Genomic DNA, 22,642 nt, shown 5'->3' on the forward strand with positions numbered 1-22,642 from the left:
TTGCCATCCTCACGGCAGCGTCCACTTCTGGTTGGCGGCCCCGGTGCAGGTCCACAGGTGCACCGGCGTGCTGTCGGCCGAGTTGTTGCCGGACACGTCCAGGCACTTGCCGGACTGCGGGTTGCGGACCGTGCCGTCGGCCTGCGCCGACCAGTTCTGCGCGCCGCTGCCGTTGCACGTGTAGAGCTGGATCTTCGTGCCGTCGGCGCTGGCGCCGCCGGAGACGTCCAGGCACTTGCCGTACGCCTTGACCGTCGAGTTCGGCGTGACGGTCCAGGACTGCGCGGCGGTGCCGTTGCAGGTGTAGATCTGGATCTGGGTGCCGTCGGCGGTGGCCGCGTTGCGCACGTCGAGGCACTTGCCGGCCAGGCCCTTCACCGGACCGGTGCGCACGCTCGACGTGGTGAGCGTGAACGCGTCCAGGTCGTAGAGCGCCCCGGTGCCGCCGGCGAACGTGAGGTAGAGCGTGGTGGTGCCGGCCGGCGGGTTGGTGATGGTGCCGGTGACGGTGGTGAACGAGTCCCAGGCGCCGGTGACCGGGACGGTGGCCGAGCCGAGCACGGTGCCGGTGGCGGAGCCGGCCCGCACCTGGAGCGTGCCGCCCGCGCCGGCCGAGGAGACCCGGGCGGTGAAGCCCGTGGCGTCGGCGAGCAGGTACGGCTGGAACGCGATCCAGTCGCCGTTGTTGATGTCGCCGACGGTCTTGCCGCCCTCGGCGGTGCCCTTGTCGAACGTGTTGATCCCGGACGAGGTCTTGAAGTGCTCGGCCTGCCGGTGCCGGGGCTGGAGCGTGTGCTGGGTGTGCGTGGTGAGGCCGCCGGCGTCGGTGTACTCGGCGTCGAAGATGGCGAAGATGTTCGCCGCGTCGTCGTGCTCGCCGTCGACCGGGATGGCGATCGTGCCGGTGCAGCCGGTGGCCGAGGTGATCTGGTGGCCGTGCTGGTCGTGCCCGAGCACGTAGGTCATCTTGACCTTGGCGCAGTCGATCGTGCCGTCCTCCGGGTCGGTGACGGTGATCCGGAACGGCACCGTGTCGCCGAAGGAGAACAGCTTGCCGTTGCCGGGCGTCTCGATGACCACTGTCGGCGCGGTGTTGCCGACGGTGATCGTGACGCTGGCGGTGCCGGTGGCGCCCTGCGGGTCGCGGACGGTCAGCGTGGCGGTGTAACGGCCGTTGGCGGTGTAGGTGTGCGACGGGTTGGACGCCGTGGAGGTGCCGCCGTCACCGAACGCCCAGGCGTACGTCAGCGCGCCGCTCTCCGGGTCGGACGAGCCGGCCGAGGAGAACGCCACGGTCAGCGGCGCGGCGCCGGAGGTCTTGTCGGCGGCGGCGCGGGCCACCGGGGCGCGGTTGCCGCCGCCCAGGTAGTCGAAGCGGTACAACGCCGAGTTGGCGTCCCCGTTGAAGTAGCCGGTGCCGTAGTCGAGCACGTAGTAGGCGCCGTCCGGGCCGAACGCGGAGTCCATCACCTGCTTGCCGGTCCACGGGAACGCGTCGATGGTGCCGGGTGAGCCGTCCGCGTTGACGTGGATCGGCTTGATCCAGCCGCGGCCGAACTCGGTGGCGAAGAACTGCCCGTCGAAGGACTGCGGGAACTTGGTGGTGGACGGGTTCGCCGCGTCGTACCGGTAGACCGGGCCGCCCATCGGCGACTCGGAGCCGCCGCCGAACTCGGGCGGGCTGCCCGCGTCACCGGCGTAGCGGATCCAGGCCGGCTTGGCGGCCGGCAGCGTGGTCAGGCCGGTGTTGCGGAACGAGTTGTTGGTCGGGCCGCCGGTGCAGTTGAACTTCGCGCCGGCGGTGCCGGTGGCGAAGTCCCACTCGGCGTACGTCTCGGTGGCCGTGTTGGTGCCGGTGCAGTACGGCCAGCCGTAGTTGCCCGGCCCGGTGACCCGGTCGAACTCGACCTGCCCGGACGGGCCGCGCGCCGAGGTGGTGCCGGCGTCCGGCCCGTAGTCGCCGACGTAGACGACGCCGGTGGCCTTGTCGACGCTCATCCGGAACGGGTTGCGGAAGCCCATGGCGTAGATCTCCGGGCGGGTCTTCGCGGTGCCGGGCGCGAAGAGGTTGCCGCTCGGGATCGAGTACGTGCCGTTGGCGTTGACCTTGATGCGGAGGATCTTGCCGCGCAGGTCGTTGGTGTTGCCGGCGCTGCGTTGCGCGTCGTACCCGGGGTTGCGGTTGGTCCGCTCGTCGATCGGGGCGTAGCCGGCGGAGTCGAACGGGTTGGTGTCGTCACCGGTGGAGAGGTAGAGGTTGCCGGCGGCGTCGAAGTCGATGTCGCCGCCGACGTGGCAGCAGAGGCCGCGGTCGGCCGGCACGTCGAGCACGTCGACCTTGCTGGCCTGGTTGAGCGTGAAGTCGGCGTTGAGCGTGAACCGGGAGAGCCGGTTGACCCCCTGCCAGGCGGAGAAGTCGGTGCCGGTGGCCGGCGCGTCCCCGGCCGGGGTGGACAGCGGCGGCGCGTAGTAGAGGTAGATGTGCCGGTTCGAGGTGAAGCCGGGGTCGACGCCGACGCCCTGCAACCCCTCCTCGTCATGGGTGTAGACCGGCAGCGTGCCGATGACGGTGGTGGCGCCGGCCGCGTCGGTGCGGCGCAGCGTGCCGTTGCGGGCGGTGTGCAGGACCGACCGGTCGGGCAGCACCGCGAGGGAGATCGGCTCGCCGGTCTCGGCGACGCCGCGGGCGAGTTCGACCTGTTGGAAGTCGCTCGCCGAGATGGGGTGGGCGGACGCCGGGACGGGCGTCGTGGCCAGCGTGACGGTGCCGGCGGTGACCGCGAGCAGCAGCGCCGCGCCGGCGGCGAGCCGTCGCCGGGCCGGAGGGTGGGGGTGGTGGTGGGGGTGGCTGGACATGCCGTGCTGTCCTTCCTGACGCGCGCAGCCAGGACCGGGCGCGCGTCGCGCCGGATGCCGAAAGGGGGGAGCGTTGTGCTGGCCCCGACATTAGGACCTTTCGATCGACCTGTCCATAGCTTCTGATCGATCAGCTTTGACTTTTGACGCGCGACGACAAAAGTCGGGTCAGGCGCGGCGCTCGACGGCGTGTTCCGCGAGCGTGGCCAACGCCCGCCGCGCCGACGCCGCCAGCGGCAGCGCGTCCAGCGCGACGAGCGCCGCGTCCGCCCGCGTGCGGATCATCCGCTCCACCGTGTCCCGCGCCCCCGACGCCTCGATGAGCGCGCGGACCTCGGCGGCCCCCGCCTGGTCCAGGGCCGGATCGCCGACCAGCGCCCGCAGCCGGACCGCGCCGGCCGGACCGACCGCCGCCCGGGCCAGCGCCAGCAACACCGTCGGCTTGCCCTCCCGCAGGTCGTCCAGGGTGGACTTGCCGGTCACCGCCGGGTCCCCGAACACGCCGAGCAGGTCGTCGCGGAGCTGGAACGCGTCCCCCAGCGGATCACCGAAGCCGGCCAGCGCGGCCACCACCTCCGGCGTCGCGCCGGCCAGCGCGGCCCCCACCTGGACCGGCCGGGTCACCGTGTAACGGGCCGTCTTCAGCCGCACCACGGTGAGCGCGCTCGCCACCGAGCCGTCACCGGTGCCCGCCACCACGTCCAGGTACTCCCCCGCGATCACCTCGGTCCGCATCCGGGCCAGCAACGGATGCCCCCGGCGCAGCCGCCCGGCCGGCAACCCGCAGCCGTGGAACATCTGCGCCGACCAGGTGGCGCAGAGGTCGCCGCAGAGCAACGCCGCCGCCCGCCCGTACGCCGCCGGGTCGCCCGGCCAGCCCGCGCCGGCGTGCAGCCCGGCGAAGTGCCGGTGCAGCGTCGGCTCGCCGCGCCGCCGGTCGCTGCGGTCCAGGATGTCGTCGTGGATCAACGCGAACGCGTGGAACAGCTCCAGCGCCGACGCGGCGACCACGATCGGCCGCCCGTCCGGGCCGCCGAAGCCCCGCCAGCCCCAGTAGCAGAACAGCGGGCGCAGCCGCTTGCCGCCGGCCAGGACGAAGCGGCGCAACGCGGTGTGGACGGCCCCCGTACCGTCGTCCGGCCGACCCGGCCGCCGCGCGTCCAGGAACGCGGCGAGCGCGGCGTCGAAGCGGCCCCGCAGCAGGGCCGGGTCGGTCCGGTCGACGGTGCCGGTCATGGCGCCTCCCGGGCCAGTCCGGCGAGCTGGAGCAGCAACGCCTTGACGTCGGTCGCCGCGACCCGGGAGCGGGCCGCGGCCGGGTCGGAGCAGAGCAGCACCGGCCCGTCCGCCGGGTCGGCGGGCAGCCGGCCGTGCGAGCCGCGCACCGCCCGCGCCCCGGCGTCCAGCCCGACCACGCTCATCAGGTAGCGCATCCCCAGCTTCTTGCGGGCCAGCGCCACCGCCGCCCGGCGCTTCGCGGCACCCGGGGCGGCCGGGTCGAAGAACAGCTCCGCCGGGTCGTAGCCGGGCTTGCGGTGGATCTCGACCAGCCGGGCGAAGTCGGGCGCCCGCGCGTCGTCCAGCCAGTAGTAGTAGGTGAACCAGGCGTCCGGCTCGGCCACCAGCACCAGCTCACCGGCACGGGGATGGGCCAACCCGTACCCGGCCTGCCCGGCCGCGTCGAGCACCTCGGCGACGCCGGGCAGCGCGGCGCAGCGCTTCGCCACCGCCGGCACGTCCGCCGGGTCCCGCACGTAGACGTGCGCCACCTGGTGGTCGGCCACCGCGAAGGCCCGGGACGTCCACGGGTCGAGGTATTCCATGCCGGCCTGCGTGTAGACGCGCAGCAGCCCCTCGGCGCGCAGCATCCGGTTGACGTCCACCGGGCGGGAGACGTCGGTGATGCCGTACTCGGAGAGCGCCACCACTGTCGCGTCGCGCTCCCGCGCCGCGTCCAGCAGCGGCCCGAGCACCGCGTCCAGCTCCGCCGCCGCGGCGGCGGCCCGCGGCGCGGACGGCCCGAAGCGTTGCAGGTCGTAGTCGAGGTGCGGCAGGTAGACCAGGGTCAGGTCGGGGGCGTGATCGGCCAGGATCCGCTGCGCGGCCCGGCTGATCCACGCCGACGACGGCAGCCCCGCGCCCGGCCCCCAGTAGCTGAACAGCGGGAACGTGCCGAGCGCGTCGGTCAGCGTGTCGTGCAGCTCCGGCGGGTCGGTCCAGCAGTCCGGCTCCTTGCGCCCGTCGGCGTGGTAGACCGGGCGCGGCGTGACCGTCCAGTCGACGTCCGCGCCCATGGCGTACCACCAGCAGACGTTGGCGACCCGGTAGCCCGGCTCGACCCGGCGCGCGGCCTGCCACACCTTCTCGCCGCCGACCAGCGCGTGGTGCTGCCGCCAGAGCAGCACCTCGCCGAGGTCCCGGAAATACCAGCCGTTGCCCACCACGCCGTGCCCGGCGGGCGGCTCACCGGTCAGGAACGTGGCCTGCGCCGAACAGGTCACCGCCGGCAGCACGGTGCCCAGCTCGGCGACGAAGCCGGCCTGGGCCACCGCGCGCAGCCGGGGCATGTGCGCCAGCAGGCGCGGCGTCAACCCGACCACGTCGAGCACCACCAGCCGCCGACTCACGAGGGCACCCCCGCCGCCGTGGCCAGCCCCAGGCCGGTCAGCTCGTCGCGGGCGAAGGCCAGTTCGGCGGCGATGCCGGCGGCCAGCTCCGCGTCGCCGCGCGGCCGACGTGCCGCCGGCAGCACCCCCCAGGTGTACGTCTCCACGTCGAGGTGGTCGCAGCCGGCGGCCGGGCCGGCGAACAGCGCGGCGAGCGCGGCCCGCAGCACCGGCACCGTGGAGCGCAGTGGCGGCTCGGGTGGGGCGTGCAGCGGCACGTGGTAGTGCACCCGCCACGCCCCGGGCAGCCGCGCGTCGAGTGCCGCGTCCAGGTCGTCGGCGGCGTACGCCGGGTCGGCCGGATCGGTGGCGCCGGCGCAGCCCGCCGCGCGGGTCTGGTGCAGGAACCGTGGCTCGACGAAGCGGCGCAGCGCACCGGTCGCGCCGGCCGGGTCGGGGGCCTCGACGGCGGCGGAGACCTGCACCTTGACCACCGGCAGGCCGGCGTCGCGCAGCCGGGCCAGCGCGTCGGCCGGCGCCTCCCAGGCGCACGCCAGGTGCGCCAGGTCCAGGCAGATCCCGAGCCGCTCGGTATCCATGGCTGACAATACCGCGCGGGCCTGTCCGGTGGACTCCACCAGACACCCCGGTTCCGGCTCGAAGCCGACCCGGACCACCCGGCCGGTGTCCCGCTGCACGTCGGCCAGCCCGGCGGCGAGCGCGTCGAGCATCCGCCGCGCCGACTCGGCCCGGCCGGCGTCCCACGGCGTCCGCCAGGCCACCGGCAGCGTGGAGACCGAGCCGCGGGCCGCGTCGTCGGGCAGCAGGTCGGCCAGCACCCGGGCCAGGTCCAGCGTGTACGCCAGCCGGGCCGGCGTGGTCCAGTCCGGCTGGTACACCGCGCCCTTGACCACCGGGGCCTGGAACGCCGCGTACGGGAAACCGTTGAGCGTGACCACCTCCAGCCCGCGTACGGTCAGCTCGTGACGCAGCCGGCGGCGGGCGGCCGGGTCGGCGGCGAGCGCGGCGGCGGCCGGGGCGGCCAGCCACAGTCCCAGCCCGAGCAGGTCGGCGGCGAGGCGGCGACGTACCGCGACCGCGTACGTGTCGAGCTGGGCGAGGATGCCCGGCAGGTCCTCGGCGGGGTGCACGTTGGTGCAGTAGCCGAGATGGACGGTGCTGCCGTCGGCGTGCCGCAGCCGCATCACTCGCCCCCACGCAGGATGGAGTTGCCGGCGAACGTGGGCGCGGGCGCGTCGACGTCGCTGAGGTCGAGCCGGCCGGACTGGCCGTAGAACTCCACCGGGTTGCGCCACAGCACCCGGTCCACGTCGTCGGCGTCGAACCCGGCGGCCAGCATCGCCTCCCCGGTGTCCCGGGTGAGCAGCGGGTCGGAACGCCCCCAGTCGGCGGCGGAGTTGACGAGCATCCGCTCCGTCCCGTACGTCTTCAGCAGCTCGACCATCCGCGGCGGCGACATCTTCGTCTCCGGGTAGATCGAGAAGCCCAGCCAGCAGCCCGTGTCCCGGACCAGCTTCACGGTCACCTCGTTGAGGTGGTCGATCAGCACCCGCCCCGGCGCGATGCCCGACTCGGCGACCACCGCGAGCGTGCGTGCGACGCCGCGGGCCTTGTCCCGGTGCGGGGTGTGCACCAGCGCGGGCAGGTCGTGCGCGACGGCCAGCGCGAGCTGACCGGCGAACGCGGCGTCCTCGGCCGGAGTCATCGCGTCGTAGCCGATCTCGCCGACCGCGACCACGCCGTCCTTGTCCAGGTAGCGCGGCAGCACGTCGAGCACCGGCCGGCAGCGCGGATCGTTGGCCTCCTTCGGGTTCAGCGCCACGGTGGCGTGGTGCCGGACGCCGAACTGCCCGGCCCGGAACGGCTCCCAGCCGACCAGCGAGTCGAAGTAGTCGACGAAACTGTCCACGCTGGTACGCGGCTGGCCCAGCCAGAACGCCGGCTCGACCACCGCGCGCACCCCGGCGGCGGCCATCCGCTCGTAGTCGTCGGTGGTCCGGGACGTCATGTGGATGTGCGGGTCGAAGATGCGCATGTCACGCCTCCGTGGTGGGGATGGTGAGCCGGTCCAGCAGGTCGGCGGCGTCGGCGGGCATGCTCCGGCCGGCGGCGTGCCGCTCGGCGGCGTACCCGGCCAGCATCTGCGCCAGCTCGCCGTCGGCCCGGTCGGTCAGGCTGTCGACCACGGCCAGCGGCACGCCGGTGAACACGCACTTGAGCACCGCCTGCCGCCAGGCCGGCTGTTCCAGGTGCCGGGCGTAGGGGCCGAGCGCGGCGGCGACCAGCCGGGTGTCGTTGGTGCGGATCGCGTCGTGCAGCAGCGGCACGCACTCCGCCCCGATCGGCAGCAGCGGCAGCGCCCGCAGCACGGCCCGTTTCTCGGCCGCGTCGCCCTCCCGGTAGAGCGTCTCGGCCACGCCGGCGTGCCCGGTGGGCAACGCGGTGAGCAGCAACGCGCGGGCCGCCTCGTCGACCGTCCAGCCGGGCGGGTCGGGCACCGGCCCGCGCCCGCACCGCCGGGCGGCGGCGGCGAAGTAGCGCGGGATCGCCGCGGGTTCGGTCGCGACGCGGCGCAGCGCCGCGTCCAGCCACTGCGGATCGGGTACGCCCCGCAGCGCGGCGCGCAGTCGGTCGGGTGTCATGCCGTCTCCCCTCTGCCGGGTGGTGGATGGTGGTCGCCTCACCGCCCCTCGCCGCGCCGGGCGGCGGCGCGCAGGAAGTCGAGTGAGCGGGCGGCGACGGTCGGGGCGGCGTGCGAGTGCCGGGGCAGTTCCACCGCGACCAGCCCTCGGTAGTCGGCGTCGGCCAGCGCGGCCAGCACCGGCGGGAAGTCGATCTCCCCGGTGCCGAACTCCAGGTGTTCGTGCACGCCCCGGCGCATGTCGTCGATCTGCACGTTGACCAGGTGCTCGGCGACCGCCGCCACGCAGTCGGGCACCGGCAGCGGCTCCAGGCAGCGGCAGTGCCCGATGTCGAGCGTGAGGCCGAAGCCGGGCGGCGCGTCGAGCGCATCGCGCAGCCGCCGCCAGCCGGCGATGTCCTCGACCAGCATGCCCGGCTCGGGTTCGAAGCCGAGCGGCACGCCGGCCGCCGCCGCCTCGGCGCAGACCGTGGCGCAGCCGGCGACCAGGCGTTCCCACGCGACCGGTGGCGGCACCTCGGGCGGGCGTACGCCGGCCCAGTAGGAGACCGCCTCCGCGCCCAGGTCGGCGCCGATCCGGACCGCCCGGCGGAGGAACTCGACGCGGCGGGCCGGCTCGTCGTGCAGCAGCGTCGGGGCGTGCTTGTGCCACGGGTCGAGCAGGTAGCGGGCGCCGGTCTCGACCACCACGGCCAACCCCAGCGCGTCCAGCCGGCGGCGCACGGCGGCGACCCGGCCGGCCAGCCCGGGGGCGAACGGGTCCAGGTGGTCGTGGTCCAGGGTGAGCGCCACTCCCTCGTACCCGAGGTCGGCGAGCACCGCGAGCGCGTCGTCGAGCCGGTGGTTGGCGAAGCCGTTGGTGCCGTACCCGAGGCGCAGCCGACCCGGCTCGGGCGGTGACCGGCGGGGCGGCAGGCCGGCCGACGGGTCGCAGGCGGCGGGGGTGGCCGGCGCGGCGGACGGCGTCCCGGTGGTCATGTCGGGGCGATCAGTCGGGCCAGCCGGCGGCCGAGCGGGGCGGCGCCGGCCACGGCGAGGCCGAGCAGCCGGGCCCCGGCGCGGGCGGTCAGCGCGCCCTGCAACGCGGGCAGCCCGGTGATGCCGGCGCCGACGGCGGCGCGGACCCGGGCCGGCGACGGGTCGGCGAGCATCCGGGCCTGCGCCCGGCCGTAGCGGGCGGCGTAGCCGGCGGCGAGCACCGCCGGCACCAGGTCCCCGAACCGAAGGAGGGGCCCCCTCTTAACGCATTCGGTGGAGGAGGGGGCCCCGCTCAACACGGTCGGCCGGCCCGGGGCGGCGAGCGCGATCAGCGCGGTGCCGGCGAGCGTGCGGCCGGACAACCGCCGGTCGGGCACGCCGGTCACCTCGCGGCGGGACAGCGCGGTGACGGTCCAGGTGTGCGCGGCGACGGTAAGCGCCGCCGGCAACGCCCGTAGCAACGCCGGTCCGACGCTCCCGCCCGACCCGCCGGCACCCCGGCCGCAGCCGGTGCCGGGCCACCGGTCGCCGCCTGCGGCGCATCCCCGGGCGGTCGTGGTCGTGGTCGCGCCGAGCAGCACGTCCAGCCCTCGGCAGGCGGCCATCACGGCGGGACCGGCGGCGGTGTCCTTGGCGCTTAGGTCGTACCCCCAGATGGTGGCCGCGAGCGGGACCGCGACGGCCGCCGCGCGGGCGCCCCCGGCGGCGGTGGCGACGGCGAGGCCGGCGGCGGTCAGGCCGCCGGCCAGGCCGAGCGCGACGGCGGGGCGGACCCGGCCGGACGGGATCGGCCGCTCCGGGCGCTCCACCGCGTCGAGCCGCCGGTCCGCCCAGTCGTTGGCGGCCATCCCGGCCCAGTAGAGCAGCACCGACGCGCCGGCCAACGCGGGCGTACGCCGGCCGAGCGTCCCGGCCGACGCGGCGCCGGCCAGCACGTCCCCGGGCACGGAGAGCGCGGCCGGCGCGCGGACCAGCTCGGCCAGGTCGGCGAGCCGGGTCACCGGGCCGCCTCCGCGTGCAGGCCGGCCACGAAGTCGCACAGCACCGCCCACTGCTCACCGAGCGCGTGGCCGGTGTCGCCGAGCGGGTCCTTGAAGAAGAACGCCAGCTCGGCGAGGGGGCCTTGGCGGCCGGCGGCGTGCGCGGCGGCGGTCAGCCGGGCCAGGTCCAGCACCAGCGGGGCGGCCAGCGCCGAGTCGCAGCCGTGCCAGGTGAACTCCATCCGCATCCCGGTGCCCAGGAAGCCGGCGAACGTGACCAGGTCCCAGGCGGTCTTGAAGTCGCCCAGCTCCTCGACATAGTCGATCCGGGTGCTGCCCTGCGGCAGGTAGCCGAGCGTCTCCGCGAGCACCCGCTGCTTGCTGCCTACCTTGGCGGCGTTGGCGGCCGGCTCGGCGAGCGTCGCGCCGTCGCCGCCGCCGAGCAGGTTCGTCCCGGACCAGGACCGCACCGCCAGGTGCCGCATCGCGAACATCGGCGCGAGCACCGACTTGAGCAGCGTCTCGCCGGTCTTGCCGTCGTGCCCGGCGTACGGCAGGCCGCGCTCGTCGGCCAACGCGGCCAGCGCCGGCAGCCGGGCCCCGGTGGACGGGGTGAAGTCGACGTACGGGCAGCCGGCGGTGAACGCCGCGTACGCGTACCGGGAGCTGGCCGGCAGCACGTCGAGCGCGGCGCGCAGCGCGGTCAGGTCGTGGTGGGCCGGGTGCGGGGCGGGTGCCGGCTCGGTGGCGGCCACGTTGACCACCACCACCCGGTCCAGGTCGTACCGGCGGCGGAAGTCGGTCAGGTCGTCGACCACGGCGGCGATCCGCGTGGCCGGGTCGCCCTCGGTCGGCGCGGGTCGCAGCGCCGCCTCGACGTCGGCCAGCTCCGGCGCGACCGCGTCGGCGAGCCGGCCGGGCAGCACGCCGGCGGCGGCGAGCGCCTCGGCGCGTTTGGTCAGCGGGGTGGCGACCACGTCGTGGCCGCCGAAGACGAGATCGGCGAGCCCTGGCAGCGCGGGACCCCGCAGGTCGGGCAGTTCGGTGACGCAGCCGGTCGGCGCGGTGAGCCCGGCCCGCAGGGCGAGCGCCCCGACCACGCTTGTGGTCGCGACCGAACCACGTGCTCCCACCAGCCAGACACCCGTACGCATCGCGTTACCTCCCCAGGTCGGTGCCGGTCCACCGGTGCGGCCGGGGAATCCCGGTCCGGCCGCACCGGAGGGCCGTGCTGGTCGTGCCCTCCGGAGGACTCCGGCGGCACGCTCCCCGACGCCGGCCTCGTGCCCGCCGCGGGGCGCAACCGCGGTGGGCCCTCGCCGGCCGGCGCCGGAAGGGTGTCGGCGGCGCTCCCGCGCCGCACGGGGTGTTAGGCCGGGCCCCCTCCTCCACCGGAGGCGTTAAGCGGGGCCCCTTCCTTCGCCACCTCCGTGAAGGCGGCGTCGGCGGCGGACCGCTCCACCGCGTCCAGCACGAGTTGCACCTGCAACGCGTCGGCGAACGACGGCGTCGGGTCGGCGCCGGTGGCGACCGCCTCGACGAAGTCGCGCATCTGGTGCGTGAAGGAGTGCTCGTAGCCGATGATGTGGCCGGGCGGCCACCACGCGTCCAGGTACGGATGCTCCGGCTCGGTCACCAGGATCCGGCTGAACCCCTGCTCGGCGGCGGGCCGGGTGGCGTCCAGGAACTCCAGTTCGTTGAGGCGTTCCAGGTCGAACACCACGCTGCCACGGGAGCCGTTGACCTCGACCCGCAGCGCGTTCTTGCGACCGGTGGCGAAGCGGGTCGCCTCGTACGTGGCGAGCGCGCCGCCGTCGAGCCGGGCCACGAAGACCGCCGCGTCGTCCACGGTGACCTCGCCCATGCCCCGGCCGTTGCCGTCGGCCTGCGCGGCCAGGCCGCTCGACCCGGCCGGCAACGGCCGCTGCCTGACGAACGTCTCGGTGAGCGCGCTGACGCCGGTGACGAGCTGCCCGGTGACGTACTGGGTGAGGTCGATGATGTGCGCGCCGATGTCGCCCAGCGCGCCGGAGCCCGCCCGGTCCTTCTGCAACCGCCACACCAGCGGGAACTGCGGGTCGACGATCCAGTCCTGGAGGTAGACCGCCCGGACGTGCCGGATCTCGCCGAGCCGCCCGTCGGCGACGAGCTGCCGCATCAGGGCGACCGCGGGCACCCGCCGGTAGTTGAAGCCGCACATCGCGCGGACCCCGGACGCCCGGGCCCGGGCCGCGGCGGCGGTCATCTCCCGCGCCTCGGCGACGGTGTTGGCCAGCGGCTTCTCGCACAGCACGTGCTTGCCCGCGGCCAACGCGGCGAGGGCGATCTCGCCGTGGCTGTCCCCCGGCGTGCAGATGTCCACCACGTCGATCTCGTCGGACTCGACGAGTCGCCGCCAGTCGGTGGTGTACCCGTCCCAGCCGAGCCGGTCGGCGGCCTCGGCCACCTTCGGTTCGTCCCGGCCGCAGACGAGCGCCATCCGCACCCGCGCCGGCAGGTCGAACACGCGGTTCACGGTGCGCCACGCCTGCGAGTGCGCGGCGCCCATGAACGCGTAGCCGACCATGCCGACCCGCAGGATGCTGTCGTGACTGGACAAGCTGGGTCTCCCCCCCGTGTGTGTCAGAACCCGAGCTTCAGGTAGTCGCCCGAGTTCTCCTTGGTGATCGTCTCGGAGGAGAGCACGATCTCCTTCGGTACCTGGAGTTCCACCAGGTCGGACATGCCCTTGCCCTGCCCGATCAGCCGGGCCAGGGAGATGGCCGAGGAGGCCATCGACGGGCTGTAGGTGACGGTGGCCTTCAGCACCGTGTTGTCGGCGGCGATGTCCTCCATGGCCTTCTTCGAGCCGGCGCCGCCGACCATGAAGAACTCCTTGCGGTTGGCCTGGGTGACGGCGGCGAGCACGCCGATGCCCTGGTCGTCGTCGTGGTTCCAGACCGCGTCGATCTTCGGCAGCGCCTGGAACAGCCCGGTGGCGGCCTGCTGGCCGGAGTCCACGGTGAACTCGGCCGGCCGGCGGTTGGCCACCTTCAGCCCGTACGAGGCGAGCGTGTCGGCGAAGCCCTTGGAGCGTTCCTGGGTCAGCTCCAGCGACTCGATGCCGGGGATCTCGCCGATCACCGGGTTGCTGACGCCCTTCGCCTTGAGCTGCTCGGCGATGTAGGTGGCGGCGGCCACCCCCATGCCGTAGTTGTCGCCCTTGATCTGGAGCCGGTAGGCCCGCGCGTCGGGGAACGCCCGGTCCAGGTTGACCACCGGGATGCCGGCCTTCATCGCCTCCAGGCCGAACGCGTTGAGTTCCTTGCCGTCGTGCGGCAGCAGCACGATGACGTCCGGCTTCTGGGAGATCAGCGTGGACAGCGCCGCCCGCTGGGCCGCCGCGTCCGCGCCGGCCTCCACCGACTTCAGCTCCACGTCGGAGTACGCCCCGGCCTGCGCCTTGGCGTTGTTCGTGATGGCGGCGATCCAGCCGTGGTCGGCGGCCGGGGCGGAGAAGCCGATGGTCACCTTCTTGCCCGGTTCGGCGGCGCCGCCGGTCGAGGCGGCCTTGGTCTGCGCCTCGGTCGGGGACTGCTCGTTGCTCGTGCAGCCGGCGAGCAGCACCCCGGCGGAGACGGCGGCCCCGCCGAAGAGCAACCGACGGCGTGACAGGTCACTGGGCATGACGGCCTCCTGATGAGGTGGTGGGAGTGGTTTCGGGTGTGGTGGGCCGGGCCACCGTCTGCGCGACGGCGGCCTGGCGGTGCGGTGGGTCAGGTGGTGGTGGCCCGGTTGCGGGCGAGGAACTGGGTCAGGCTGCGGAACTGCACCTGCTGGACCAGGACGGCGGCGACGATGATGCCGCCCTTGACCATGTTCTGGGCCTCGGCGGAGAGGTTGTTGATGGCGAACAGGTTGGTGATCGTGGAGAAGATGACCACCCCGAGCAGGGAGCCGATGATGGTGCCCCGCCCGCCGCTGAGCAGCGTGCCGCCGATGATCGCGGCGGCGATCGCGTCCAGCTCGTAGAGGTTGGCCATCGCCGCCTGGGCGGAGGTGGCCTGCGCGGTCAGCATCACCGCGGCGATGCCGCAGCAGAGGCCGGAGAGCGCGTAGAGCAGCACGGTGTGCCGGCGTACGTTGATGCCGGCGAGCCGGGCCGCCTCCGGGTTGCCGCCGACCGCCACCGTGCGGCGGCCGAACGTGGTCCGGTTGAGCAGCACCCACCCGGCTGCCACCACCGCGATCAGGATGTAGACCAGCAGCGGGATGCCGAGCACGTTGGTGGTGGCGATGCCGTTGATGAACGAGCTGGTGGAGACCTGGGTCTGCTTGTCGGAGATCTCCGCCGCCAGCCCTCGGGCGGCCACCAGCATGGCCAGCGTGGCGATGAACGGCACCAGCCGCCCGTACGAGATGAGCAGGCCGTTGACCACGCCGACGGCCAGCCCGACGGTGAGCGCGCTGAAGATCATGCCGCCGGCGCCGTAGCTCTGGGTGGCGAGCGTGGTGGACCAGACGCCGGCCAGCGCCACGATCGCGCCGACCGACAGGTCGATGCCGCCGCCGATGATCACGAAGGTCATGCCGACGGTGACCACGCCGACCACCGAGGCGAGCTTGAGGATGGTGAGCGTGTTGCCCCACACCCAGTTCGGGTCGCCGTACAGGTCGGGGCGGGTCAGGATGCCGATGACCACCAGCACCACGAGCGTGGCCAGCAGGCCGAGATTGCGCTTCGCGCCCTCCCCGCCGTCGCCGCGCCACCAGGAGAGCCGGGCCGGCGCGTCGACCTTGGCGGTCTCCGCCCGGTCCACCGGCGGCGACTGCGCGGGGAGCGTGGTGTGGGTATCGCTCATGCCGGTGCGCCTTCCATGAGGGACCCCGCCATCACGAGGTCGAGCACGGTGTTCTCGTCGAGTTCGCCGGCCGGGGCCTCGCGGACCACCCGGCCCTCCCGCATCACCAGCACCCGGTCGGCCAGGCCCAGCACCTCGGGCACCTCGCTGGAGACCAGCAGCACCCCGACGCCCCGGGCGGCCAGGTCGCGGATCACCTGGTACAGCTCGGCGCGGGCGCCCACGTCCACGCCCCGGGTCGGTTCGTCGAGCAGCAGCAGCCGGGTGTCCCCGAGCAGCCACCGGCCGACCACCACCTTCTGCTGGTTGCCGCCGGACAGCGTGCGCACCGGCCGGCGGACGTTCCGGGGGCGCAGCTCCAGCGCGGCGGCGATCCGGTCCGCCTCGGCCCGTTCCCGCCCGGCGTCGGTGAAGCCCAGGCGGGCGTACCTGCCGAACGTGGCGAGCGTGACGTTGCGGTAGATCGGCTCGCCGAGCAGCAGCGCCTGACTCTTGCGCTCCTCGGGCGCCATGCCCATGCCGGCCCGGACCGCCGCGCCCACGCTGCCCGGGCGCAGCGTCCGACCGCCCAGCCGGACCGTCCCGGCGTGCGCCCGGCGAGCCCCGAAGATGGTCTCCAGCAGCTCGGAGCGGCCGGAGCCGACCAGCCCGGCGATCCCGACGATCTCCCCGGCGCGGACGCCGAGCGAGACGTCGGCGAACTCGCCGTGCCGGGTCAGCCCGTCCACCCGGAGCAGCTCCGCGCCGGCCCCGTCGTCGGCCGGGCGCTGCGGGAAGACGTACTCGATGGTCCGCCCGGTCATCCGGGCGACCAGGTCGCGGGTCGGGGTGTCACGCGCCGGCAGGCTCGCCGCCGTGGTCCGGCCGTCCTTGAGTACGGTCACCCGGTCGCCGATCTCGCGGATCTCCTCCATCCGGTGCGAGATGTAGATGACCGCGATGCCCTGCGCGGTGAGTTCCCGGATGATCCGGAACAGGTTGCCCACCTCGTCGTGGGCCAGCACCGCGCTCGGCTCGTCCATGATGATCAGCCGGGCCTCGTGGGACAGCGCCCGGGCCATGCTGACGATCTGCTTGCCGGCCGCCGGCAGGTGCCGCACCAGCCGCCCGGGCGGGATCTCCGGGTGGCCGAGCCGGGCCAGGATCTGCCGGGTACGCCGGGCCATCTGCCCGCGCCGGACGAAGCCGAGCCGGCGCGGTTCGTGGCCGAGGAACGCGTTCTCCGCCACCGACAGGTCGTCGACCAGGTCGAGTTCCTGGTAGATGGTGGCGATGCCGGCGCGCATGGCGGCCTGCGGGTTGGCGAACGCGGCCGGTTCGCCGCGCCACACCACCTCGCCGGAGTCCGGCCGGTGCACGCCGGCGAGCACCTTGATCAGGGTGGACTTGCCGGCGCCGTTCTGCCCCAGCAGGCAGTGCACCTCGCCGGCCCGCACCTCCAACTGCACGCCGTCCAGCGCGCGTACGCCGGGGAACGTCTTCACCACGTCGGTGAGGCGCAGCACCACCTCGCCCGCGACGGCGTCGGCGGGCGCCTCGACCAGCGGTTCCTTCCCGGACATCTTCACCCCCTCGGTCATGCGGTGCTGGCTGGGCATGCCCTCACGGCCCTCGCTCCGCTCGGTGCGTTCGCTCATGCGGCTTCCCCGAACGCGACGTCGCTGGCGAGCACGGCCGCGCCGGCGACGCCGGCGCGCGGGCCCAGCTCGGAGAGGACGACCGGCAGGTTGCCGGTGGCCAGCGGCAGCGAGCGGCGGTAGACCACGCTGCGGATCTCGGCGAGCAGGATGTGGCCGAGCTGGGCGAGCCCGCCACCGATGACGATCATGGACGGGTTGGTGAAACTGACCAGCCCGGCCAGCACGCTGCCGACCCGCCGGCCGCCGTCGCGGATGAGCTGGATGCAGGTGACGTCGCCCTCGATCGCGCCCTGCGCCACGTCCAGCGCGGTGACCGCGCCCCGGGCGGTGAGCCGCTCGACCAGGGCCGGTGAGACCTCGGCGCGGGCCGCGGCGGTCGCCTCCCGGGCCAGCGCCGCGCCGCTGAACACCGCCTCCAGGCAGCCGAGGTTGCCGCAGGAGCACATCGGGCCGTTCGGGTCGACCTGGATGTGGCCGATGTCGCCGGCGCAGCCGTCGGTGCCCCGGTAGACCTCGCCGTGCAGGTAGATGCCGCAGCCGATGCCGGTGCCGATCTTGATGAAGAGGAAGTCGTCGACGGAGTGGGCGACGCCGCCGTGCCGCTCGCCGATCGCCATGATGTTGACGTCGTTGTCGACCACGGCCGGGCAGCCGTGCTCGCGGGTCAGCAGCTCGCGGACCGGGAAGCGGTCCCAGCCCGGCATGATCGGTGGCGAGACCGGCACCCCGTCGCGGAAGCTCACCGGGCCGGGCACGCCGATGCCGATCGCGTCGAGCCGCTCGTACGCGCCGTCCACCTTGGCCTTGTGCAGCAGGTCGTTGACCCGTTGCAGGGTCACCTTGGGGCCGGAGCGGATGTCGGCCGGTTCGGTGTACGCGGTCACCGGCTCCAGCCGGCCGTTGACCACCTCGACGTCGATCGAGCTGGCGCCCAGGTCGACCGAGGCGAAGCGCAGGTGCGGGCTCAGCTCGACCAGGGTGGAGCGGCGTCCGCCCCGGGAGGCGGCCAACCCGGCCTCGGCCACGTAGCCGAGGGAGACCAGCCGCTCCAGCTCGGCGAGCAGCCGCGGGCGGGGCATCTGGAGGCGGTCACCGAGCTCGGCGCGGGAGATCGCGCCCTGGTCCCGGAGCAGTCGCAGGAGCCGTACGTGCAGGGGATCGACCGTCCGCACCGGCAGTCACCTCCGCATCGGAGTCGTTCACATCGACGCAATGCCGAGGTGTTGTGTCCGACACAGTAGGAGCCTTCCGGGTCGCGTGTCCATAGCTTCAGCGCATTTGGCGAAAACTTCTGTCCGTATGAACAAAAGCGCCTTCCGGATCATGAAAACGCGCCGCCCCGCCCGGTTCGACCGGGCGGGGCGGCGGCGTTCGAGGTCAGCGTGGTGCGGGCGCGTTGCGCTTCTTCCGCAGCTTGCGGTCGTCGCGCAGCTCGACGTAGGGCTCCTTGTCCTCGGGGAGGCCGGCGGCGATGGCACGGCTGCGCTCCAGCTCGGCGTCGAACTCGGCGCCGAGCAGGATGGCCACGTTGCTCAGCCAAAGCCAGACCAGGAAGATAATCACGCCGGCCACCGCGCCGTACGTCTTGTTGTACGAGCCGAAGTTGCTCACGTAGAGCGCGAACAGACCGGACACCACCAGCCAGAGCACCACGGCGAGGATTCCGCCCGGGCTGACCCAGCGGAAGCCGCCGTGCCGGGCGTTGGGCGAGGCCCAGTAGAGGATCGCGAACATCAGGCTGACCAGCAGCAACAGCACCGGCCACTTGGCGATGTTCCACACCGTGACCGCGGTGGAGCCGAGCCCGATGGCGTTGCCGGCCTGCTCGGCCAGCCCGCCGGTGAACACCACGATCACGGCGCTGATCAGCAGCATCACGCCGATCACCGCGGTCACCCCGAGCCGGATCGGCAGCGTCTTCCAGATCGGCCGGCCCTCCGGCACGTCGTAGATGCTGTTCGAGGCGCGCATGAACGCGGCGACGTAGCCGGACGCCGACCAGAACGCGGCGACCAGACCGATCACCGCCGCGATGCTCGCCAGCCCGCCGGACTGGCCGGCCTGGTCGATCGCGCTCTCGATGATCTTCCGAATGTTCTCCTCCGGCACCGCCTGGCCGACCGTGTCCCGGACGCCGTTGGTGGCCCGCTCGCCGAGCAGGCCGAGCACGGAGATCAGCACCAGCACGCCGGGGAAGATCGAGAGCACCCCGTAGTAGGTGAGCGCGGCGGCCCAGTCGGTCAGGCTGTCGTCCTGGAACTCCCGGACGGTCCGCTTGAGCGTCGCCACCCAGCCCGGACCCGGCAGGTCGGTCGGGCTGTCCGGACCGTCGTCCGGCCCCACCGGCCCGGTGCGCTCGCGCCCCTCGCGGGCGGAAGACTCGTCGCTGGCCATCGCACCTCCCTCGTCGTCATGTCGTCACTGCACGACTTGCCCCGAGGTCGGGTCGGATAACCAGCCACCTCCCAGACAACCTGCCGGTCCGCCGGAACGGGCGGGGCCGCACGAGCGGGGCGGCCGGGCCGGGGTCAGCCCCGTCACACCGGCCCCGGCTTCGGGTCAGCGGGCGGGGAGCCGGTCGACGAACGCGCGCCAGGCGTCGGGCGCGAAGGCCAGCACCGGGCCGGCGGGGTCCTTGGAGTCGCGCACCGCGACCCCACCGGGCCGGGCATCCGCCACCTCCACGCAGTTGCCACCCTGGCCGTTGCTCCGGCTGCTCGTGCGCCACCGGGCGTTGCTCAGGTCCATGTCTCCGCCACCTCCGTCAGGAATTCGAGGGACTGCTGGTGCGATAGTGCCTCACCGCGGACCGACTCCCACACCTCGACCATCCGCCGCACGTGCTCGGCGCGGTCGATCACCTGCGCGTGGAGCTGGCCCTCCTGGTAGACGACGTCCTCGCCGTGCGGCGGGGTGGCGATCACGAACGGGCCGTTGACGCCGACGTAGCCCCCGGCGGTGAGCGGCACGACGTGGATGCGCACCCGGGGCAGCCCCGAGCCGACCTTCACCAGGTGGCGCACCTGCTCGCGCATCACCTCCGGCCCGCCGACGCGCCGGCGCAGCACGTGCTCGTCGACGACGAAGGTGAGCAGCGGCGGCCGTTCCCGGGTGAGCAGCGGTTGGCGGTCCAGCCGCGTCGTCACCTGCTGCTCCACCTCGTCCGGCGCGAACAGCCCGCTGCCGGAGAGCAGCGCGCGGGCGTACCCCTCGGTCTGGAGCAGGCCCGGCACGCAGATCGGCTCGAACGAGCGCAGCGCGGTGGCCTCCGCCTCGATGCCGGGCCAGTCGCGGAACCACGGCACCACGGCCTCCCGGCCGATCCGCCGCTGGATGCGTTCGAAGCGCCCGTCGGTGCCGAGCACCGTGTCGCAGCGGCGGGCGAAGTCCAGGCTCGGGCGGCGCTCACAGGTCTCCACCTTGGCCACCAGCGCGCCGGAATACGTCAGCGCCTCGGCCAACGACGTCTGGGACATGCCGTTGGCCGCGCGGGCGAGCCGTAACTCCTCCGCGAAGTGCTCCAGCATGGACGACAGTTCCACGGACAGCCTCCGTACATCCTCGACACACCCGGGCCCGGCCGCCGGACGCGCTGGTCGTCGCCGTGCCGGACGCCCCACCGTAGTCGCCCCGTCACCAAACTGTCACGCAGCGGAACCGCTCACGGGATCGGACGGCGGGCGGAACCAGGCCGGGGGCGTCGGCGCACGACGAGGTCCGTCGACGCCCCCTCCCCACCGCGACGGAGGTTCACAGATGCCCCGGTACCGCCCGCACGTCGCGGCCCGCCCGTCCTGGCGTTGCCGGATCTGCGGTGCGGCGTGGCCGTGCTCGCCGGCCCGGCTGGCGCTGCTCGGTGCGTACCGCGAGGACCGGATCGCGCTGCTGGTGCATCTCGGCACGCTGCTGTGCGAGGCCACCGCCGACCTGGCCGCCGACCGGGACGGCACCACCGCTCAGGGCCTGTGGCAGCGCTTCGTCGGCTGGGCGCGGGCCCGTTGACAACGACATGGGACGGCACAGTCTGATTATCAGATACACTGACGCCATGCGTACCATCTCGGCCACCGAAGCCTCGCGGAGATTCTCCGACCTCCTCGATGCGATCGAGCGCGGCGAGAGCGTCATCGTCACGCGCGGAAACCGCCCGATCGCGGAGATCCATCCAGCCCACCGTCGCACCGGTCGAGACCTTCGAGCCGCGCTGACGGACGTCCCGTCGCCCGATGATCACTTCGAGCGGGACATCGCCGACGCCCTCGGCTACGTGACGAGCGAACGGACGGATCCATGGGCCGACGCCTGATCCTCGACACCAACGTCCTCATCGCATACGAACGCGGCACACTCGACCGCGACTCCCTCGACCAGGACGAACTCGCGATCGCCGCCGTCACCGTCGCCGAATACCGGGTCGGTATCGAACTGGCCGACACCGTCACACGCGCGGCCGACCGGGCGCGAGCCCTGGCGGCGATCGTCAGCGCGGTTGACGTCCTCGACTACACCGAGGCGACGGCCGCTCACCACGCCCGACTCATCGCGCACGTACGCCGCTCCGGGACACCACGCGGCGCCCACGATCTGATCATCGCCGCTCATGCGGCCGAAAGCGGACGGACCGTGCTGAGCCGAGACGCGAAAGCCCGCTTCGGCGACCTGCCCAACGTCTCGGCAGCGGAGGTCTGAGCGGCCGGCGCTGACAGCGCCCGTCGTCGCGGGACCACGCGTACGACGTTACGGCGTCCAGTCGCGCCGGAGCAGGCCGTAGAACACCAGGTCCGAGAAGCCGTCGCCGTCGTACGCGCGCTCCCGCTGGGTGCCCTCGTGGACGAAGCCGCACGCCTCGGCGGTGCGCCGCATGGCGGTGTTGCCGGCCAGCGTCTCCAACTCCAGCCGGCGAAGGTTCCGGCTGCGGAAGCCGTACCGGCAGAGCAGTCGGATGACCTCGGTCCCGTAGCCCTGGCCACGCGCCTCGGGCACCAGCGAGATGCCGAGGTGGGCGAACCGCTCGAACGCGCTGATCCCCCACAGCGAGCAGCCGCCGAGGTACGTGCCGTCGGCGACCGTCTCGGCCAGGAACGACACCGAGGTGTGGCCCTCGGGCGGCTCGGTGACCTGCTTCTCCAGCCGGGCCCGGACCTGGCCGACGTGGCGCGGCAGGAACGGCGCGTCGTCGGTGAGCAGGTGCAGCTCGGGGTCGGCGTCGAGCCGGAAGATGTTCGGCGCGTCGTCGGGCGTGGGCGGGCGCAACCGGACCCGGTCGGTGGCGAACATCCCGCGACGCTAACAGCCAGTTTCGAACCCCACGACCGGATTACCGGTGACCCGCTCCCGCCACGAATGCGGCGCTCATGCGGCTGAGCAGGCTAAACTAGCTCCTTAGCTAAGCCAGGAGGTTGCGCCATGTCGGCTGAGGCCGTGCACTACAACATGCATGATGCCAAGACCCACCTGTCGCGCATCATCGAACGGGTGGAACACGGCGAGGAGATCATCATCGACCGGGCGGGCACCCCGGTGGCGAAGGTGGTACCGCTGGTTCGGCGGGCCAACCGCACCGCGGTCGGCTCTCTCGCCGGCCAACTGGACCTCTCCGGTGACTGGGACTCGCCGCAGACAAACGCCGAGATCGCCGACGACTTCGGCATCGGCGCATGAATCTGCTGCTGGACACTCACGTCGCGCTCTGGGCCATCACCGGCGACCCGACCCTCGGCACCGAGTTGCTCGACCAACTACGCCACGAGCCGGACATCTTCCTCTCCCCGGTCACCCTGTGGGAGATCACCATCAAACAGAGCATCGGCAAGCTCGCCGGCCCTCCTGACCTTGCCGCGCGGGTAAGAGACATGGGTTTCCGGGAACTCCCGGTGACCCACGCCCACGCCATCGCCGCCGGCCGGCTGCCATCGCATCACCGCGATCCCTTCGACCGCATGCTGGTGGCCCAGGCAATCACCGAAGGGCTGACCCTCGCCTCCCGCGACGCGTCGATAGCGCTGTACGACGTGGACGTCCTCAAGGTGTGAGCGGACGCTTCGGTCCACACGTGATGCCCGAAAGAGGCTCAGGCCCA

At 73.5% G+C, this 22,642-nt stretch carries 23 protein-coding genes; 5 read left to right on the forward strand and 18 right to left on the reverse strand.

Annotated elements, in window-relative coordinates:
* Nucleotides 1-9: 9 nt before the first annotated feature.
* The 17 genes from ACIA6B_RS21510 to ACIA6B_RS21590 form a co-directional block, all read right to left on the reverse strand.
* A complete protein-coding gene (locus ACIA6B_RS21510) occupies nt 10-2,856 on the reverse strand; it encodes an RICIN domain-containing protein (RefSeq protein WP_396775705.1) in 2,847 nt (948 codons plus the stop codon).
* 168 nt (nt 2,857-3,024) lie between these two features.
* On the reverse strand, nt 3,025-4,092 hold the full coding sequence (locus ACIA6B_RS21515; RefSeq protein ID WP_396775707.1) for a polyprenyl synthetase family protein: 1,068 nt from the start codon (nt 4,090-4,092) through the stop codon (nt 3,025-3,027).
* Nucleotides 4,089-5,483 carry a nucleotide pyrophosphatase/phosphodiesterase family protein gene (locus tag ACIA6B_RS21520; protein WP_396775709.1) on the reverse strand — a complete coding sequence of 465 codons (1,395 nt, stop codon included), beginning with the start codon at nt 5,481-5,483 and terminating at the stop codon, nt 4,089-4,091. The genes ACIA6B_RS21515 and ACIA6B_RS21520 overlap by 4 nt, the downstream gene beginning before the upstream one ends.
* On the reverse strand, nt 5,480-6,667 hold the full coding sequence (gene eboE / locus ACIA6B_RS21525; protein WP_396775711.1) for a metabolite traffic protein EboE: 1,188 nt from the start codon (nt 6,665-6,667) through the stop codon (nt 5,480-5,482). Before eboE ends, ACIA6B_RS21520 begins: the two co-directional genes overlap by 4 nt.
* Nucleotides 6,667-7,518 carry a TatD family hydrolase gene (locus ACIA6B_RS21530; RefSeq protein ID WP_396775713.1) on the reverse strand — a complete coding sequence of 284 codons (852 nt, stop codon included), beginning with the start codon at nt 7,516-7,518 and terminating at the stop codon, nt 6,667-6,669. Before ACIA6B_RS21530 ends, eboE begins: the two co-directional genes overlap by 1 nt.
* 1 nt (nt 7,519) lies before the next feature.
* Nucleotides 7,520-8,125 carry an EboA domain-containing protein gene (locus ACIA6B_RS21535; protein ID WP_396775715.1) on the reverse strand — a complete coding sequence of 202 codons (606 nt, stop codon included), beginning with the start codon at nt 8,123-8,125 and terminating at the stop codon, nt 7,520-7,522.
* A gap of 38 nt (nt 8,126-8,163) precedes the next feature.
* Nucleotides 8,164-9,102 carry a sugar phosphate isomerase/epimerase family protein gene (locus ACIA6B_RS21540; RefSeq protein WP_396775717.1) on the reverse strand — a complete coding sequence of 313 codons (939 nt, stop codon included), beginning with the start codon at nt 9,100-9,102 and terminating at the stop codon, nt 8,164-8,166.
* Nucleotides 9,099-10,103, reverse strand: a complete 1,005-nt coding sequence (locus ACIA6B_RS21545) for an SCO3242 family prenyltransferase (protein WP_396775719.1) — start codon at nt 10,101-10,103, stop codon at nt 9,099-9,101. The genes ACIA6B_RS21540 and ACIA6B_RS21545 overlap by 4 nt, the downstream gene beginning before the upstream one ends.
* The gene (locus tag ACIA6B_RS21550) at nt 10,100-11,236 is read right to left on the reverse strand and encodes an inositol-3-phosphate synthase (RefSeq protein WP_396775721.1); all 1,137 of its coding nucleotides are present in this window, start codon (nt 11,234-11,236) and stop codon (nt 10,100-10,102) included. Before ACIA6B_RS21550 ends, ACIA6B_RS21545 begins: the two co-directional genes overlap by 4 nt.
* 215 nt (nt 11,237-11,451) lie before the next feature.
* A complete protein-coding gene (locus ACIA6B_RS21555; RefSeq protein WP_396775898.1) occupies nt 11,452-12,648 on the reverse strand; it encodes a Gfo/Idh/MocA family protein in 1,197 nt (398 codons plus the stop codon).
* A gap of 56 nt (nt 12,649-12,704) precedes the next feature.
* Nucleotides 12,705-13,748 (reverse strand): substrate-binding domain-containing protein, encoded by a 1,044-nt coding sequence (locus tag ACIA6B_RS21560; RefSeq protein WP_107155763.1) that lies wholly within the window; start codon nt 13,746-13,748, stop codon nt 12,705-12,707.
* A gap of 89 nt (nt 13,749-13,837) precedes the next feature.
* Nucleotides 13,838-14,923, reverse strand: coding sequence for an ABC transporter permease (locus ACIA6B_RS21565; RefSeq protein WP_396775723.1), 1,086 nt, complete (start codon nt 14,921-14,923; stop codon nt 13,838-13,840).
* A complete protein-coding gene (locus tag ACIA6B_RS21570; protein ID WP_396775899.1) occupies nt 14,920-16,485 on the reverse strand; it encodes a sugar ABC transporter ATP-binding protein in 1,566 nt (521 codons plus the stop codon). Before ACIA6B_RS21570 ends, ACIA6B_RS21565 begins: the two co-directional genes overlap by 4 nt.
* Nucleotides 16,486-16,556: 71 nt before the next feature.
* A complete protein-coding gene (locus tag ACIA6B_RS21575; protein WP_107155761.1) occupies nt 16,557-17,735 on the reverse strand; it encodes an ROK family protein in 1,179 nt (392 codons plus the stop codon).
* A gap of 205 nt (nt 17,736-17,940) precedes the next feature.
* Nucleotides 17,941-18,957 carry a YihY/virulence factor BrkB family protein gene (locus ACIA6B_RS21580; protein ID WP_396775724.1) on the reverse strand — a complete coding sequence of 339 codons (1,017 nt, stop codon included), beginning with the start codon at nt 18,955-18,957 and terminating at the stop codon, nt 17,941-17,943.
* Between the two features lie 165 nt (nt 18,958-19,122).
* Nucleotides 19,123-19,311 carry a DUF397 domain-containing protein gene (locus tag ACIA6B_RS21585; RefSeq protein WP_396775725.1) on the reverse strand — a complete coding sequence of 63 codons (189 nt, stop codon included), beginning with the start codon at nt 19,309-19,311 and terminating at the stop codon, nt 19,123-19,125.
* Nucleotides 19,302-20,105, reverse strand: a complete 804-nt coding sequence (locus ACIA6B_RS21590) for a Scr1 family TA system antitoxin-like transcriptional regulator (RefSeq protein ID WP_396775726.1) — start codon at nt 20,103-20,105, stop codon at nt 19,302-19,304. The genes ACIA6B_RS21585 and ACIA6B_RS21590 overlap by 10 nt, the downstream gene beginning before the upstream one ends.
* A 214-nt stretch (nt 20,106-20,319) precedes the next feature.
* Between ACIA6B_RS21590 and ACIA6B_RS21595 the strand changes: the two genes are divergently transcribed.
* From ACIA6B_RS21595 to ACIA6B_RS21605, 3 genes are read left to right on the forward strand one after another with little or no spacing between them, the layout of a single operon-like run.
* On the forward strand, nt 20,320-20,565 hold the full coding sequence (locus tag ACIA6B_RS21595) for a flavin reductase (RefSeq protein ID WP_396775728.1): 246 nt from the start codon (nt 20,320-20,322) through the stop codon (nt 20,563-20,565).
* Between the two features lie 46 nt (nt 20,566-20,611).
* Nucleotides 20,612-20,869, forward strand: a complete 258-nt coding sequence (locus ACIA6B_RS21600) for a type II toxin-antitoxin system Phd/YefM family antitoxin (RefSeq protein WP_396775730.1) — start codon at nt 20,612-20,614, stop codon at nt 20,867-20,869.
* Nucleotides 20,854-21,252, forward strand: coding sequence for a PIN domain-containing protein (locus tag ACIA6B_RS21605; RefSeq protein WP_396775732.1), 399 nt, complete (start codon nt 20,854-20,856; stop codon nt 21,250-21,252). The genes ACIA6B_RS21600 and ACIA6B_RS21605 overlap by 16 nt, the downstream gene beginning before the upstream one ends.
* Nucleotides 21,253-21,300: 48 nt before the next feature.
* Here the strand turns inward: ACIA6B_RS21605 and ACIA6B_RS21610 are convergent, their stop codons facing one another.
* The gene (locus ACIA6B_RS21610) at nt 21,301-21,840 is read right to left on the reverse strand and encodes a GNAT family N-acetyltransferase (protein ID WP_396775733.1); all 540 of its coding nucleotides are present in this window, start codon (nt 21,838-21,840) and stop codon (nt 21,301-21,303) included.
* A 129-nt stretch (nt 21,841-21,969) separates the two neighbouring features.
* On the opposite strand from ACIA6B_RS21610, the gene ACIA6B_RS21615 reads away from it, so the two are divergent.
* Together ACIA6B_RS21615 and ACIA6B_RS21620 are read left to right on the forward strand one after the other, a co-directional pair.
* Nucleotides 21,970-22,224, forward strand: a complete 255-nt coding sequence (locus ACIA6B_RS21615) for a type II toxin-antitoxin system Phd/YefM family antitoxin (RefSeq protein WP_396775734.1) — start codon at nt 21,970-21,972, stop codon at nt 22,222-22,224.
* A complete protein-coding gene (locus ACIA6B_RS21620; RefSeq protein ID WP_396775735.1) occupies nt 22,221-22,595 on the forward strand; it encodes a type II toxin-antitoxin system VapC family toxin in 375 nt (124 codons plus the stop codon). The genes ACIA6B_RS21615 and ACIA6B_RS21620 overlap by 4 nt, the downstream gene beginning before the upstream one ends.
* Nucleotides 22,596-22,642: the final 47 nt, after the last annotated feature.

Origin of the sequence: Micromonospora sp. NPDC051141 (assembly GCF_044455765.1) — a bacterium.
Lineage (GTDB): Bacteria > Actinomycetota > Actinomycetes > Mycobacteriales > Micromonosporaceae > Micromonospora.

Excerpts from the sequence above, each read along its gene's own strand:
- ACIA6B_RS21510 (WP_396775705.1), bottom strand. The coding sequence starts at position 2,856 with ATGTCCAGCCACCCCCACCACCACCCCCACCCTCCGGCCCGGCGACGG.
- ACIA6B_RS21515 (WP_396775707.1), bottom strand. The coding sequence starts at position 4,092 with ATGACCGGCACCGTCGACCGGACCGACCCGGCCCTGCTGCGGGGCCGC.
- eboE (WP_396775711.1), bottom strand. The coding sequence starts at position 6,667 with ATGCGGCTGCGGCACGCCGACGGCAGCACCGTCCATCTCGGCTACTGC.
- ACIA6B_RS21530 (WP_396775713.1), bottom strand. The coding sequence starts at position 7,518 with ATGCGCATCTTCGACCCGCACATCCACATGACGTCCCGGACCACCGAC.
- ACIA6B_RS21535 (WP_396775715.1), bottom strand. The coding sequence starts at position 8,125 with ATGACACCCGACCGACTGCGCGCCGCGCTGCGGGGCGTACCCGATCCG.
- ACIA6B_RS21540 (WP_396775717.1), bottom strand. The coding sequence starts at position 9,102 with ATGACCACCGGGACGCCGTCCGCCGCGCCGGCCACCCCCGCCGCCTGC.
- ACIA6B_RS21550 (WP_396775721.1), bottom strand. The coding sequence starts at position 11,236 with ATGCGTACGGGTGTCTGGCTGGTGGGAGCACGTGGTTCGGTCGCGACC.
- ACIA6B_RS21555 (WP_396775898.1), bottom strand. The coding sequence starts at position 12,648 with ATGGTCGGCTACGCGTTCATGGGCGCCGCGCACTCGCAGGCGTGGCGC.
- ACIA6B_RS21560 (WP_107155763.1), bottom strand. The coding sequence starts at position 13,748 with ATGCCCAGTGACCTGTCACGCCGTCGGTTGCTCTTCGGCGGGGCCGCC.
- ACIA6B_RS21565 (WP_396775723.1), bottom strand. The coding sequence starts at position 14,923 with ATGAGCGATACCCACACCACGCTCCCCGCGCAGTCGCCGCCGGTGGAC.
- ACIA6B_RS21570 (WP_396775899.1), bottom strand. The coding sequence starts at position 16,485 with ATGTCCGGGAAGGAACCGCTGGTCGAGGCGCCCGCCGACGCCGTCGCG.
- ACIA6B_RS21580 (WP_396775724.1), bottom strand. The coding sequence starts at position 18,957 with ATGGCCAGCGACGAGTCTTCCGCCCGCGAGGGGCGCGAGCGCACCGGG.
- ACIA6B_RS21585 (WP_396775725.1), bottom strand. The coding sequence starts at position 19,311 with ATGGACCTGAGCAACGCCCGGTGGCGCACGAGCAGCCGGAGCAACGGC.
- ACIA6B_RS21595 (WP_396775728.1), top strand. The coding sequence starts at position 20,320 with ATGCCCCGGTACCGCCCGCACGTCGCGGCCCGCCCGTCCTGGCGTTGC.
- ACIA6B_RS21600 (WP_396775730.1), top strand. The coding sequence starts at position 20,612 with ATGCGTACCATCTCGGCCACCGAAGCCTCGCGGAGATTCTCCGACCTC.
- ACIA6B_RS21605 (WP_396775732.1), top strand. The coding sequence starts at position 20,854 with ATGGGCCGACGCCTGATCCTCGACACCAACGTCCTCATCGCATACGAA.
- ACIA6B_RS21610 (WP_396775733.1), bottom strand. The coding sequence starts at position 21,840 with ATGTTCGCCACCGACCGGGTCCGGTTGCGCCCGCCCACGCCCGACGAC.
- ACIA6B_RS21615 (WP_396775734.1), top strand. The coding sequence starts at position 21,970 with ATGTCGGCTGAGGCCGTGCACTACAACATGCATGATGCCAAGACCCAC.
- ACIA6B_RS21620 (WP_396775735.1), top strand. The coding sequence starts at position 22,221 with ATGAATCTGCTGCTGGACACTCACGTCGCGCTCTGGGCCATCACCGGC.